The following is a 13113-nucleotide window of genomic DNA, read 5'->3' as shown; positions in this document are numbered from 1 at the left end:
ATCGGGCATTCTTATGGATGTTCATTCGGTTGGTTTCCTTGAGAACTGGGGGTTTGGCGATTTCCAGTGTCTCAAATCCAATCCGAATGAACCACAACAACCTATTGAAACATCACACCTAGCTACTGCGCAGCGCACTCTCGCGTCTCCGTTGCTCGCTGTACCTTCGTACAGCTCCGCTACTCAACACGATATTGCGCTTGCTCGCTACGCTATTCGGAGGACCTTAAGACGGTATTGGCTACTTTCTGCGGAATATTTTGCAAAACACCAGATATTGCCCGTTGACAGCCCCTGTAATCCCTCTATAATGCTGGCCTGTTGTTGATGACGCGGGAGTAGCTCAGTTGGTAGAGCGCAACCTTGCCAAGGTTGAGGTCGAGAGTTCGAGACTCTTCTCCCGCTCCAGTTTTCTGGATCGTGTCATAGGTAAAAACAGCAAATGCAGTAAAAAGTAGTACTGGCGATGTAGTAGAGCTTCTGATACAATGTTGTCCACTGCGGGAGTAGCTCAGTTGGTAGAGCGCAACCTTGCCAAGGTTGAGGTCGAGAGTTCGAGACTCTTCTCCCGCTCCAGTGAATACTGGATCAGCAGTAAAGCAGCACTGGTAAACGGTAACAAAAGGCAGTAAAATAGCGGTTCGTATGCGGGAGTAGCTCAGTTGGTAGAGCGCAACCTTGCCAAGGTTGAGGTCGAGAGTTCGAGACTCTTCTCCCGCTCCAGCGAATGCTGAAGCAGTACAGCAAGATGGCAGTATCAGGCAGAAAATAGAAGCTCCAATGCGGGAGTAGCTCAGTTGGTAGAGCGCAACCTTGCCAAGGTTGAGGTCGAGAGTTCGAGACTCTTCTCCCGCTCCAGAATTCTAAAGGGAAGCTAAGCTGGCTTCCTTTTTTTATCCGCCATGATGCGTGGCGCGATTAAGTGGTACCAAGCTCCAATGCGGGAGTAGCTCAGTTGGTAGAGCGCAACCTTGCCAAGGTTGAGGTCGAGAGTTCGAGACTCTTCTCCCGCTCCAGTTTTCAAGATGGGCCGCAAGGCGCATCCAAGCAGTTCCTCTGGCGAGGTAGCAAAGAGGTTATGCAGCGGCCTGCAAAGCCGTTTAGACGGGTTCGATTCCCGTCCTCGCCTCCAGATGAAAAAAATAGCCCACTTTCGAGTGGGCTATTTTTTTGTCCGAGGCGCATCTTGTATAATGTTGACAGGCTCAGCCGCACCGCGCCGTGCGCTGATGAATCTTCCCCTTTCCTCCATACCGATGTAGTCACTGACGACTTTCCTGCTCCGTTCAACCTCAGCACGGCTTTTCCGTGACGCCCGCTGGCATGGCTGCGCCTGCTGGCTCCGCGTCAGGCGCGCATTTCTCTGTTCCGACCCTGGATGTGACTCAATGATCAACGCAACTTTTCGGGACGAGTGGTTCCCGAATATACAAAAGAATTTTCTTGCGGGCCTGACCACCTCGTTTGCCCTGGTGCCCGAATGCATCGCCTTTGCCCTCGTGGCGCAGTTGAATCCCCTGATGGGCCTGTATGGCGCCTTCATCATCTGCGCACTGACGGCCGTCTTTGGCGGGCGCCCCGGCATGATTTCTGGCGCGGCAGGTTCCATGGCCGTCGTCATCGTGGCGCTGATGGCCCAGCATGGCGTGCAATATTTGCTGGCCACCGTGGTGCTGAGCGGCATCATCATGGCGCTGTTCGGCATTCTGCGCCTCGGTAAGCTGATCCGCATGGTGCCGCATCCCGTGATGCTGGGCTTTGTGAACGGCCTGGCCATCGTCATCGCCATGTCCCAACTGGAACATTTCCGCCTGGCCACGCCACACGGTGAAACCTGGCTGCAGGGCACGCCCCTGTATGTGATGGGCGCGCTGGTGCTTCTCACCATGGCCATCGTCTACGTGCTGCCGCGCCTGACCAAAGCCGTGCCGCCGGCGCTGGTGGCCATCCTCGGCGTGGGCGTGCTCAGCCATTTCTTGCACCTGCCCACGCGCACCCTGGGCGACCTTGCGCATATCGCCGGCGGCTTGCCGGCCCTGCATTGGCCGACCGTGCCGCTGGACATGGCTACCCTGCACATCATCTTCCCGTATGCGGCGCTGATGGCCATGGTGGGCTTGCTGGAAACCTTGCTTACTTTTAATCTCACAGATGAGATAACGGAAACGCGGGGCCAGCCGAACCGCGAATGCATCGCGCTGGGCGCGTCGAATGTCGTCTCGGGCCTGTTTGGCGGCATGGGCGGCTGCGCCATGATCGGCCAGACCATGATCAACCTGAGTTCGGGCGGGCGCTCGCGCCTGTCGGGCGTGACGGCGGGCGTGATGATACTGCTGTTCATCCTCTTCCTGTCGCCGCTGATCGAGCGCATTCCGCTGGCCGCGCTGGTCGGCGTGATGTTCGTGGTGGCGCAGCAGACGTTTGCCTGGGGTTCGCTGCGGGTGCTGGGCAAGGTGCCGCTGCAGGATGCGCTGGTGATCGTCGCCGTGACGGTAATCACGGTCTTCACGGACCTGGCGATGGCGGTGCTGTGCGGCATCATCATCGCGGCCCTGAATTTCGCCTGGCAGCATGCGCGCGAGATGCGCGCCGAACTGGACGACAGCACGCCGGGCGTGCGCGTCTACCTGCCGCATGGCACCTTGTTCTTCGCCTCGACCACGCATTTCCTGGAACTGTTCCGGACGGCGGCGGACCCGGCCCGCGTGATCCTCGATTGCCGCCATCTGCACATGGCTGACCACTCGGCCATTGCCGCCATCGAAGCCCTGTATGAGCGCTATGAAAAGGCCGGCAAGCATTTGCAGGTGACGCATCTGTCCAGCCGCAACCAGGCGCTGCTGCAGCGCGCGGGCGTGGATGTGCGCGTGGCGTAAAATAGCAGCAAGTGTCCCGCGCCATTGCCCGGCAATGGGCGCGATTGTTGAATGTCTGTGGAGTATGAATGCTGTCGAACGAACAAGAGCAATTGCTGCAACAAAGCCAGGCGGATTTCGACGCCTACTATGACGCGCTGGGCACCTCGCTGGTGAATTTTGTCGAGCGCCTGGGTATCCAGCCGGCGCACGAAGTATTGACCAACGCGGCCGAATACCTGCCGTATATCGATGCGGCCATGCGCACCATCGTCATCCGCGACGAAAGCTGGCAGTGGGTGAAAACCATGCTGGGCTATTTTATCGGCGAGTATTTCGTGCAGGGCCATGCGGGCTGCTGGTACGTGGAAACGCGGCCGGCATCGCCGCACTTCTGCCGCACCATGGTGGGCGGCTTCGAGCACGGCTTGCCGGCGGACGCCGCCCTCGACCCGGAGGCGCTGGCACTGGCATTCCTGGGGCAGTCCGTGCCGCGCGAACTGGCGGTATTGATACACGAGACGCAAGCCGGCCTGGCTTGACAGCATCAGCAAGGAGAAAAAATGGAAGCGGCGTTGCATCTGGCGGAAATCCCGTACGAGACGGGCGAATTGCGGTTCCGGTATACGCGCATGCTGTCGGACGACGGCACGCGCTGGATACGCCATGGCCTGTTTTGCGAATACCACCGCAACGGCACGGTCATTTCAGAAGGGCATTACGCGCATGGCCGCGAGAGCGGCTTGTGGCGCGACTTTGACGAAACGGGCGCGCCAGCCGCCGAAGGGCACTATCTCGATGGCGCCGAGACGGGCGAGTGGCGCTTCTGGGATGCGGCCGGCAAGCCCGTGACGCGCAGCTGAGCGCCTGCTTGCGTTAATGGCCGACCACCTGGCCGCTGCAGGCAGCGATTGCCACGCGGCAGCCTTGACTTGACACCTTGTTGCTTTAAAACTCTTCCCACTCGCCTTCGGCAGGGCTCGCTACCTTGCCGCTCTTGCGCACGGCCGGCAAGCGCAGGGCAGGGGCCGGGCGCACTGCTGCGGCTGGCGTGGCCGCCGGCGCGCTGCGCTGCGCCGCCTTGACGCTGAAGCGGTCGGTCGCCGCCGCGTTGGCGTCCAGGCGGAACACGCTGACTACTTGCGCCAGCTCGCTCGCCTGTTCCTGCATCGCTTCGGCCGCTGCCGACGCTTCTTCCACCAAGGCCGCATTTTGCTGGGTTACCTGGTCCATTTCGGAAATGGCCTGGTTGACTTGCTCGATGCCCGCGCTTTGCTCTTCGCTGGCGTTGCTGATTTCGCTCATGATGGAGGTGACGAAGCCGATGCTTTGCACGATTTCTTCCATCGTCTTGCCTGCCTTGTCGACCAGCTCCGTGCCGACGTCGACTTTTTGCACGGAGTCGTCGATCAGGCCCTTGATCTCTTTCGCCGCCGCCGCCGAGCGCTGTGCCAGGTTGCGCACCTCGGTGGCCACCACGGCGAAGCCGCGGCCCTGTTCGCCGGCGCGCGCCGCTTCCACGGCCGCGTTCAGCGCCAGGATGTTGGTCTGGAAGGCAATGCCGTCGATGACGGAAATAATGTCGACGATTTTCTTCGACGAAGTGTTGATGTCGCCCATCGTGGCAACCACTTCGGCTACCACGGCGCCGCCGCGGCTGGCGATGCCGGCCGCGTCGCCGGCCAGTTTGTTCGCCTGGCGCGCATTGTCCGCATTCTGTTTCACGGTGCTGGTGAGCTCTTCCATCGACGAGGCTGTCTCTTCCAGCGAACTGGCTTGCTGTTCCGTGCGCGACGACAGATCCTGGTTGCCGGCGGCGATCTCGGCCGATGCCGTGGCGATGGTGTCGGTGCCGCTGCGCACCTGGCCGACGATGGTCACCAGGCTGTCGTTCATGGTTCTCAGTGCATGCATGAGCTGGCCCGTTTCATCGCGGCCTTGCGCCGTGATGACGCTGCTCAGGTCGCCCGCCGCCACGGTTTCCGCCACTTTCACGGCGTCGCGGATGGGGCCGGTGATCGAACGCGTGATCCACCACGCAAAACCGATGCCCATCAGCACTGCCAGCACGCCCATGGTGATCAGGAAAACGCGGGTGCCGCTGTAGGCTTCAATGATGCTGTTGCCGACGCCGTCGGCGGCCTTGATCTGCATGGCGGCAAAGCGTTTCACTTCCGCCAGGTAGGCAACAGTAATCGGCGCGACTTCCTTGTCGAACACCAGCTTGGCGCCCGCCACGTCGCCGTCGGCCTTCATCTTGAAGGCGCGGCCGCGCGTCGTCACGTAGTCGGTACGCACCTTGCGCACCACCTTGAATTGCTCGATCACGGCAGGGTTGAGCAGGGATGCGACGATGTCGTCCTGCAGCTTGCTGGAACGCTCCGCATCGACTCGCAAGTCTTCCTCGATCTTTGCGCGCACGATCGGGTCGCTGATTTCGAACGAGGCCACGCCGCGCACGCTGTTGACTTCAATGATCTTCGACCATTCGGCCACCATGCGCTGGTTCTTGATGCTGGTATTGATGAGGCGGTAGGTCAGGTCGCTGGCCGTTTGCATGCGCACCAGGGCGGTGACGGTCACGGCGGCAAGCAACAGCAATACGACAGCAAAGCCGACGCCAAGGCGGCTGCCGATGTTCAGGTTTTTCATGTAGTTCCTAACAATGTAATAGTCATGATCGCCGCCGCCAGCAGGGGCGGACAGGCGCCGCAAGGCGCAGGGGATCGGGGTCTTCGGGTGCCGCGTGATGGCTGTGCGACGCGCCACGCTGAGCGTGACGATGGAGGTAAAGCAAGGGGCATATCGGTCAGGCTGACCGCTGCCCAGCAAGACGCAAGTATAGCATTGACACAGGGAAATAGTTTTTCAAAGCAATTTTAATTATTTTTTGATATTGATTTCCTGTTGCTTTTTTACATCAAGTCGTGTGTCTATAAGTACTACCACTTACATTTCACCTTACTTTGCGCAGGGTCCCCTGATAAAATACTAATGATAATCATTCGCATCATTATTTCACTATCAAGGAACTGTATGCCGTCGCGTCACAAGCCTGAACTGTCCTGCATCACCGCCGCCGTCCTGGGTGCCCTGGCATTTGCCGCCCTGCTGCCGGGCATTGCCGCGGCGCAGGAAACCCTGCCCGCCGTCACCGTTACGGCCGCCAAGGACAAGGACGGCTATGCCGCCTCCACTTCCGCCGGCGCGACGAAAACGGACATGGCCCTGCGCGACGTGCCGCAGACGATCAACGTGGTGCCGGCCGCCGTCATCCGCGACCAGCACGCCACGTCGATCCAGGACATCATGAAGAATATCCCGGGCGTGGGCCTGTCCACTGGCGATGGCCAGCGCGACCAGGTCTTCATCCGCGGCTTCACGGCCATCGGCGACCAGTTCGTCGACGGTTTCCGTGACGATGCCCTGTATTTCCGCGACCTGTCGAACGTCGAGCGCCTGGAAGTGATCAAGGGGCCGGCCGCCGTGCTGTACGGCCGCGGCTCCTCGGGCGGCCTGGTCAACCGCGTCAGCAAGAAGCCGGGCGCGGACGTCACCGACGTGGCCCTGAGCCTGACGAATACGGCCGGCCGCCGTGGCGAAATCGACGTGGGCCGCGCGGGCGAGAGCGTGTCGTGGCGCCTGACGGGCGCGCGCGAGGAATCGGACAGCTACCGCGCGCAGCAGTTCATCGACCGCACGGCGCTGGCGCCCTCCGTGGCCATCCGTTTTTCCAGCGACACCAAGCTGCTGCTGCAAGCCGATTACCTGGAAGACCGTCGCCTGACGGACTTCGGCATCCCGTCCTATCAAGGCCGTCCCGTGGCCGTCGATGCGCGCACGTATTTTGGCGCGGCGAACGCCAGCGAGGCGGACTTCAGCCAGTCGCGCGTGGTCTCGACCAGCGCCACCCTGACGCACAAGTTCAGTGATTCCTTGTCGCTGCGTAATGCCTTCCGCTATTACGACTATCAGCTGAACCGCAACAACACGAATATTTCCGGCAACGTCAACGAGGTGAAAGGCACGATGAGCCTGGGTCACGCCAAGCTGGACCGTGATGAGAGCGGCTGGTTCAACCAGACGGAACTGACGCAAAAGCTCGTCACCGGCCCGGTGCGCCACGAGGTGCTGTATGGCGCCGAATTCGGCAAGCAGGACAAGGATGCCAATAGCTGGGCCGCGACCGTGGTGGCGACCAATGTGTCAATCTTCCAGCCCGTGCTGCCCGTGGTCGACCCGCGCAAGCTGGGCGCCCGCAGCGATACCTTCGGCACCTATGACACGGCCGCCGCCTATGTGCAGGACGCCATCAGTTTCAGCGACGAGTGGAAGGCGCTGGCCGGCCTGCGCTATGACCGCTACAAGCAGCAGTCGCGCCTGGCCAATGCGGCCGGCGTGACCACCGCCAATCTGGCGCGCACGGATGCCGCCTTCAGCCCCCGCGCCGGCCTCGTCTGGCAACCGGGCGCGGCGCAATCGTATTACGCGTCGTGGAGCCGTTCCTTCCAGCCCAGCGGCGAGAACTTCGCCCTGGCCGCCAACAATGCCGACCTGTCGCCGGAAAACACGCGCAACACGGAAGTGGGCGCCAAGTACGACCTGTGGGGCGGCCGCGCGAACGCCACCGTGTCGCTGTTCCGCCTGGAACGCGACAATATCAAGACCAGCGATCCCATCACGAACCGTATTGTGCCGGTCGGCAAGCAGCGCACGGATGGCCTGGAACTGACCTTCAATGCGGACTTGCACGATGGCTGGAAAATGATGGCCGGCTACGCTTATCTGGACGCCACCATTACCGATTCCATCGCCGTCGACCGCAGCGTGAATGCGCCGGGCACGACGACGGCCGCACCCGTCGCCATCAAGGGCAAGCGCGCCACGTTGACGGCGCGCAATACGGCCAACCTGTGGCTGACGAAAGACCTGGGCCACGGCTTCACGGTGGGCGGCGGCGCCAATGCCGTCGGCAGCCGCTTCGCCAATCCCGGCAACACGGTGGTGCTGCCCGGCTACGTGACGGCCGATGCCATGGGCGCTTACCGCACGGGCCGCTATGAAGTGCAGCTGAATATCAACAATATCGGCGATACGCGCTACATCGTCTCGGGCCACGGTTCCAGCCCGAACCTGAGCTTGCCAGGCGCGCCGCGCAACGTGGCACTGACCTTGCGCTACAGCCTGTAAGTTCTGCTGCCGGTTCCGCGTACAACCAGACCCGCTCGCGAGCGGGTTTTTTCATGCTAGTCGCCGTTGCCGTGCTTGCCCGTGTCCAAGCCGGGCCGCCGCCGCATGGATGGGGCGGGATTGCCGGCCATATTGTTTAGAGTAAGCCTTCGGTACCGACAGATTAATGTTGACTATGAGTAATTTTTTCCGGCGGACTAAGCCGTGAAAGTGTTTGGCGAGTAAAATACGGCTTATATGGCACAGGCATGGTGCTTATATCTTATTGATATGACACCGTCATGACGTTGTATGACTTTTTATTTACTCACATCATAGAGGTCTGATATGGTTCAGATATCCAGGCGCCAGTTCCTTCGGGTAACAGGCGCCACGATTGCTGGCTCCAGCCTCGCCTTGCTCGGTTTCGCACCGGGACAGGCGCTGGCCGAAGTAAGGCAATACAAGCTGGCTCGCACGACCGAGACCCGCAATACCTGTCCTTACTGTTCCGTAGGCTGCGGCGTTCTGCTGTATGGCCTGGGCGATGGCGCGAAGAATGCCGTCTCCAGCATCATCCACGTGGAAGGCGATGCCGATCATCCGGTAAACCGCGGCACCCTGTGCCCGAAAGGCGCCAGCTTGGTCGACTTCATCCACAGCCCCAATCGTTTGAAAGTTCCCGAGTACCGCGCACCCGGTGGCACGGAATGGCAACCGATCTCCTGGGATGTGGCGCTCGACAAGATCGCGCGCCTGATGAAGGATGACCGCGATGCCAACCTGATCGAAAAGAATGCCGACGGCAAGACCGTCAACCGCTGGCTCTCCACCGGCATGCTTGCCGCGTCCGCCGGCAGCAACGAGGTCGGGTATCTGACCCACAAGACAGTGCGCAGCATGGGGATGCTGACCTTTGATAATCAGGCGCGTGTATGACACGGACCGACGGTGGCAGGTCTTGCCCCGACGTTTGGCCGTGGCGCGATGACGAATCATTGGGTCGATATCAAGAATGCCGATGTGATTTTGGTCATGGGCGGCAATGCAGCAGAAGCACATCCTTGCGGATTCAAATGGGTAACGGAAGCGAAGGCGCATAACAAGGCCAAGCTGATCGTTGTCGATCCGCGTTTCACCCGTACCGCATCCGTGGCAGATTACTACTGCGCCACGCGTACCGGCACGGACATCGTCTTCCTCGGCGCGATCATCAATTATCTGCTGACGAACGACAAGATTCAGCATGAGTACGTGCGCAACTACACGGACATGCCCTTCATCGTGCGCGAAGACTATGCGTTCGAGGACGGCCTGTTTTCGGGTTACGACAAGGAAAAAGGCAAGTACACCGACAAGGCCACCTGGGATTATGAGATCGGCGACGATGGCTATGCCAAGATCGATCCGACCATGGAGCACCCGCGCTGCGTCTACCAGATGATGAAGAAGCACTACGCGCGCTACACGACCGAGATGGTCGAACGTACGTGCGGCGTGTCGGCCGACAAGTTCCACAAGGTGGCAGAGGCGCTGGCCTCGACCGCCGTGCCGGGACGCGCCGGTACCATCCTGTACGCGCTGGGCTGGACGCACCACTCGACGGGCGCGCAAACCATCCGCACGGGCGCCATGGTGCAACTGTTGCTGGGCAATATGGGCATCGCCGGCGGCGGCATGAACGCCTTGCGCGGCCACTCGAACATCCAGGGCTTGACCGACCTGGGCCTGATGTCGAACTTGTTGCCGGGTTATATGACCCTGCCCAACGAGGGCGAGCAGGACTTCGACGCCTACATCGCCGCGCGCGCCACCAAGCCGCTGCGTCCGAACCAGCTCAGCTACTGGAGCAATTACCGCAAGTTCCACGTCAGCTTCATGAAGACGTGGTGGGGCAATGCGGCGACGGCGGAAAACAACTACGCCTACGACTACCTGCCCAAGCTGGACAAGCCGTATGACTTGATGCAAGCCATCGAGAACATGCACCAAGGCAAAATGACGGGCTATATCTGCCAGGGCTTCAACGTCATCGCGTCCGCGCCGAACAAGCAGAAGGTCACGGAAGCGCTGTCGAAGCTGAAGTTCCTCGTCATCATGGATCCGCTGGCCGTGGAAACGGGCGAATTCTGGCGTCCGCATGGCGAGTTCCATGAAGTCGATCCGACCAAGATCATGACGGAAGTGTTCCGCCTGCCAACCAGCTGCTTCGCCGAAGAGCGCGGTTCGCTGGTGAGTTCCTCGCGCGTCTTGCAGTGGCACTGGCAAGCGGCAGAACCGCCGGGCCAGGCGCGCAGCGACCTGGAGATCATGTCGGGCCTGTTCCTGCGCATGCGCACCATGTACCAGAAAGAGGGCGGCAAGTTCCCTGACCCGATCGTCAACCTGACGTGGAATTATGCGCAGCCGCATAACCCGCAGCCGGAAGAGATCGCCCGTGAATTCAACGGCAAGGCGCTGGCCGACTTGTACGATCCGAAGGATCCGACCAAGCTGCTGGTCAAGAAAGGTGAACAGCTGGCCTCGTTTGCGCAATTGCGCGACGATGGCACGACCACCAGTGGCTGCTGGATCTTTGCCGGCAGCTGGACGCAGGCGGGCAACCAGATGGGCCGCCGCGACAATAGCGACCCGACGGGCATCGGCCAGACACTGGGCTGGGCCTGGGCATGGCCGGCCAACCGCCGCGTGCTGTACAACCGCGCCTCGTGCGACCTGAAGGGCAAGCCGTTCGACCCGACGCGCAAGCTGATCGAGTGGAATGGCACGAACTGGAGCGGGGCCGATATTCCCGACTTCAAGGTCGACGAACCGCCGGAAAATGGCATGGGTCCGTTCATCATGCTGGGCGAGGGTGTGGCGCGCTTCTTTGCGCGCGGCGCCATGGCCGAAGGACCGTTCCCCGAGCATTACGAGCCGTTTGAAAACCCGCTGGGCTATAACCCCATGCACCCGAAAAACCCGCGCGCGACCACCAATCCGGCCGCCCGCGTGTTCGACGGCGACCGTGCGCTGTTCGGTACGCATGAGGAATACCCGCACGTGGCCACCAGCTACCGTTTGACCGAGCATTTCCATTACTGGACCAAGCATGCACGCCTGAATGCCATCATCCAGCCGGAACAGTTCGTGGAAATCGGCGAAGAACTGGCAGCCAGCATCGGCGTGGTGGCCGGCGGCAAGGTCAGAGTCAGTTCCAAACGGGGCCACATCATCGCCAAGGCCGTCGTCACCAAGCGCATCAAGGCCTTGAAGATCGAAGGCAAGCAGGTGCATACCGTGGGCCTGCCGCTGCACTGGGGCTTCACCGGGGTGGCCAAGCCGGGGTATCTGATTAATTCCCTGACACCGGGCGTGGGGGATGCGAATTCGCAGACACCGGAATTCAAGTCCTTCCTCGTGAAGGTGGAAAAAGCATGATGGGAGATCGATAATGGCACTGCAATCCTTAGATATCCGGCGCCTGTCCGCCACCACGGTGACGCCGCCGCAAGCGCGTACCCCGGTGACGGGCACCGTGGCCAAGCTGATCGATGTGTCGAAATGCATCGGCTGCAAGGCTTGCCAGACGGCGTGCATGGAATGGAACGACCTGCGTGACGAGGTCGGCGAAAACCACGGCACCTACGACAATCCGACGGACCTGACGCCGCAATCGTGGACGGTGATGCGTTTTGCCGAACACGAAAGCAACGACGGCAACCTCGAATGGCTGATCCGCAAGGACGGCTGCATGCACTGCGAGGACCCGGGCTGCCTGAAAGCCTGCCCGGCGCCGGGCGCCATCGTGCAGTACACCAACGGCATCGTGGACTTCCACCAGGAAAACTGCATCGGCTGCGGCTACTGTGTGGCCGGCTGTCCTTTCGACGTGCCGCGCATTTCGAAAAAGGACGACCGCGCCTACAAGTGCACGCTGTGCTCGGACCGCGTGGCCGTAGGCCAGGAACCGGCCTGCGTGAAGACCTGCCCGACGGGCGCCATCGTGTTCGGCACCAAGGAAGACATGAAGGTACATGCGGAAGAGCGCATCGTCGACCTGAAGTCGCGCGGTTTCGAGAACGCGGGCCTGTACGATCCGCTGGGCGTGGGCGGCACGCACGTGATGTACGTGCTGCACCATGCCGACAAGCCGCGCCTGTATTCCAACCTGCCGGACAAGCCGAGCATCAGCTTGATGGTGGGCTTCTGGAAGGGCTGGGCCAAGCCGCTGGCCGTGGCCGGCATGGCGGCCACGGCGCTGGCGGGCCTGTTCCACTACACGCGTGTCGGTCCGAACGAAGTGAGCAGGGATGAAGAACGCGAAGCCCTGGACGAGGCCAAGCGCATCAAGGAGGATCAGCATGAATCATCATGAACAGCACAGTGATCTTCACGATGGCAAGCTGTATGACAAGGATGGCAACCCGCTGATCCAGCGCTACAACCCCAACGAGCGCACGAATCACTGGGTCACCGCCATCACCTTCGTCATGCTGGCCCTGTCCGGCCTGGCCATGTTCCATCCGTCGATGGCGTGGCTGGCCAACCTGTTCGGTGGCGGCCAATGGACGCGCATCCTGCATCCGTTCGCCGGCCTGGTGATGTTTGTCTCGTTCGCGATCCTGGTGGTGCGCTTCTGGCACCACAACAAGTTCGAGGACGGCGACAAGCAGTGGCTGAAACAAATGGATGATGTGCTCAACAACCGCGAAGAAAAGCTTCCGAAGATCGGCAAATACAATGCCGGCCAGAAGATCCTGTTCTTCGTGCTGCTGGCATGCATGGCCGGCCTGCTGTTGTCGGGTATCGTGATCTGGCGCGCCTACTTCGCGTTCTACTTCCCGATCCCCGTCATCCGCGCGGCGGCCCTGCTGCACGCCGTGTGCGCGTTCGGCATCATCTGCGCCATCATCGTGCACATCTATGCGGCCCTGTGGGTCAAGGGCTCGATCGGCGCCATGGTGCGCGGCACCGTCACCTACGGCTGGGCGCGCAAGCACCATCCGAAGTGGTTTGAAGCGACGGTGCGCAACACGAGAAAGTAGGTAGCAGGGTAGGTCGGCTTAGCTTCGCGTAAGCCGACATGCCCGGCCAACGGCGTTTTTGC

At 61.0% G+C, this 13113-nt stretch carries 8 protein-coding genes and 6 tRNA genes; 13 read left to right on the top strand and 1 reads right to left on the bottom strand.

Annotation, left to right across the window (positions count from 1 at the left end; all coding sequences use genetic code 11):
- Positions 1-332 precede the first annotated feature (332 nt).
- The 9 genes from ACQ4WR_RS19190 to ACQ4WR_RS19150 all read left to right on the top strand — a co-directional run bounded on the left by ACQ4WR_RS19190 (position 333) and on the right by ACQ4WR_RS19150 (position 3718).
- Positions 333-408 (top strand) — tRNA-Gly (locus tag ACQ4WR_RS19190).
- A gap of 92 nt (positions 409-500) precedes the next feature.
- A tRNA-Gly gene (locus tag ACQ4WR_RS19185) sits at positions 501-576 on the top strand.
- A 71-nt stretch (positions 577-647) separates the two neighbouring features.
- A tRNA-Gly gene (locus ACQ4WR_RS19180) sits at positions 648-723 on the top strand.
- A 59-nt stretch (positions 724-782) separates the two neighbouring features.
- A tRNA-Gly gene (locus tag ACQ4WR_RS19175) sits at positions 783-858 on the top strand.
- Positions 859-940: 82 nt separating this feature from the next.
- Positions 941-1016, top strand: a tRNA-Gly gene (locus ACQ4WR_RS19170).
- A 42-nt stretch (positions 1017-1058) separates the two neighbouring features.
- Positions 1059-1132, top strand: a tRNA-Cys gene (locus ACQ4WR_RS19165).
- Positions 1133-1388: 256 nt separating this feature from the next.
- Positions 1389-2876: a SulP family inorganic anion transporter gene (locus tag ACQ4WR_RS19160; protein ID WP_436489247.1), complete on the top strand. Its 1488-nt coding sequence runs from the start codon at positions 1389-1391 to the stop codon at positions 2874-2876.
- A 68-nt stretch (positions 2877-2944) separates the two neighbouring features.
- On the top strand, positions 2945-3397 hold the full coding sequence (locus ACQ4WR_RS19155; protein WP_102294902.1) for a hypothetical protein: 453 nt from the start codon (positions 2945-2947) through the stop codon (positions 3395-3397).
- Positions 3398-3418: 21 nt separating this feature from the next.
- On the top strand, positions 3419-3718 hold the full coding sequence (locus tag ACQ4WR_RS19150) for a toxin-antitoxin system YwqK family antitoxin (protein ID WP_436489245.1): 300 nt from the start codon (positions 3419-3421) through the stop codon (positions 3716-3718).
- 85 nt (positions 3719-3803) lie between these two features.
- On the opposite strand, the gene ACQ4WR_RS19145 is transcribed toward ACQ4WR_RS19150, so the two are convergent.
- Positions 3804-5507: a methyl-accepting chemotaxis protein gene (locus ACQ4WR_RS19145; protein WP_436489243.1), complete on the bottom strand. Its 1704-nt coding sequence runs from the start codon at positions 5505-5507 to the stop codon at positions 3804-3806.
- A gap of 384 nt (positions 5508-5891) precedes the next feature.
- Between ACQ4WR_RS19145 and ACQ4WR_RS19140 the strand changes: the two genes are divergently transcribed.
- From ACQ4WR_RS19140 to ACQ4WR_RS19125, 4 genes are all read left to right on the top strand, one after another.
- A complete protein-coding gene (locus ACQ4WR_RS19140; RefSeq protein WP_436489241.1) occupies positions 5892-8045 on the top strand; it encodes a TonB-dependent receptor in 2154 nt (717 codons plus the stop codon).
- 327 nt (positions 8046-8372) lie between these two features.
- Positions 8373-11444: a formate dehydrogenase-N subunit alpha gene (gene fdnG / locus ACQ4WR_RS19135; protein WP_436489239.1), complete on the top strand. Its 3072-nt coding sequence runs from the start codon at positions 8373-8375 to the stop codon at positions 11442-11444.
- 13 nt (positions 11445-11457) lie between these two features.
- Entirely contained in the window at positions 11458-12381 is a 924-nt protein-coding gene (gene fdxH / locus ACQ4WR_RS19130; RefSeq protein WP_102294895.1) for a formate dehydrogenase subunit beta, read from the top strand.
- The gene (locus ACQ4WR_RS19125) at positions 12368-13051 is read left to right on the top strand and encodes a formate dehydrogenase subunit gamma (protein ID WP_180979419.1); all 684 of its coding nucleotides are present in this window, start codon (positions 12368-12370) and stop codon (positions 13049-13051) included. Before fdxH ends, ACQ4WR_RS19125 begins: the two co-directional genes overlap by 14 nt.
- Positions 13052-13113: the final 62 nt, after the last annotated feature.

The organism is Janthinobacterium amylolyticum, from assembly GCF_051380655.1.
Taxonomy (GTDB): Bacteria; Pseudomonadota; Gammaproteobacteria; order Burkholderiales; family Burkholderiaceae_D; genus Janthinobacterium.
This window is presented reverse-complemented; position numbering and strand designations above follow the sequence as displayed.

What these genes read in the sequence shown, in the direction of transcription:
- ACQ4WR_RS19150 (WP_436489245.1), top strand. Translation starts at nt 3,419, where the DNA reads ATGGAAGCGGCGTTGCATCTGGCGGAAATCCCGTACGAGACGGGCGAA.
- ACQ4WR_RS19145 (WP_436489243.1), bottom strand. Translation starts at nt 5,507, where the DNA reads ATGAAAAACCTGAACATCGGCAGCCGCCTTGGCGTCGGCTTTGCTGTC.
- ACQ4WR_RS19160 (WP_436489247.1), top strand. Translation starts at nt 1,389, where the DNA reads ATGATCAACGCAACTTTTCGGGACGAGTGGTTCCCGAATATACAAAAG.
- ACQ4WR_RS19140 (WP_436489241.1), top strand. Translation starts at nt 5,892, where the DNA reads ATGCCGTCGCGTCACAAGCCTGAACTGTCCTGCATCACCGCCGCCGTC.
- ACQ4WR_RS19155 (WP_102294902.1), top strand. Translation starts at nt 2,945, where the DNA reads ATGCTGTCGAACGAACAAGAGCAATTGCTGCAACAAAGCCAGGCGGAT.
- ACQ4WR_RS19125 (WP_180979419.1), top strand. Translation starts at nt 12,368, where the DNA reads ATGAATCATCATGAACAGCACAGTGATCTTCACGATGGCAAGCTGTAT.
- fdxH (WP_102294895.1), top strand. Translation starts at nt 11,458, where the DNA reads ATGGCACTGCAATCCTTAGATATCCGGCGCCTGTCCGCCACCACGGTG.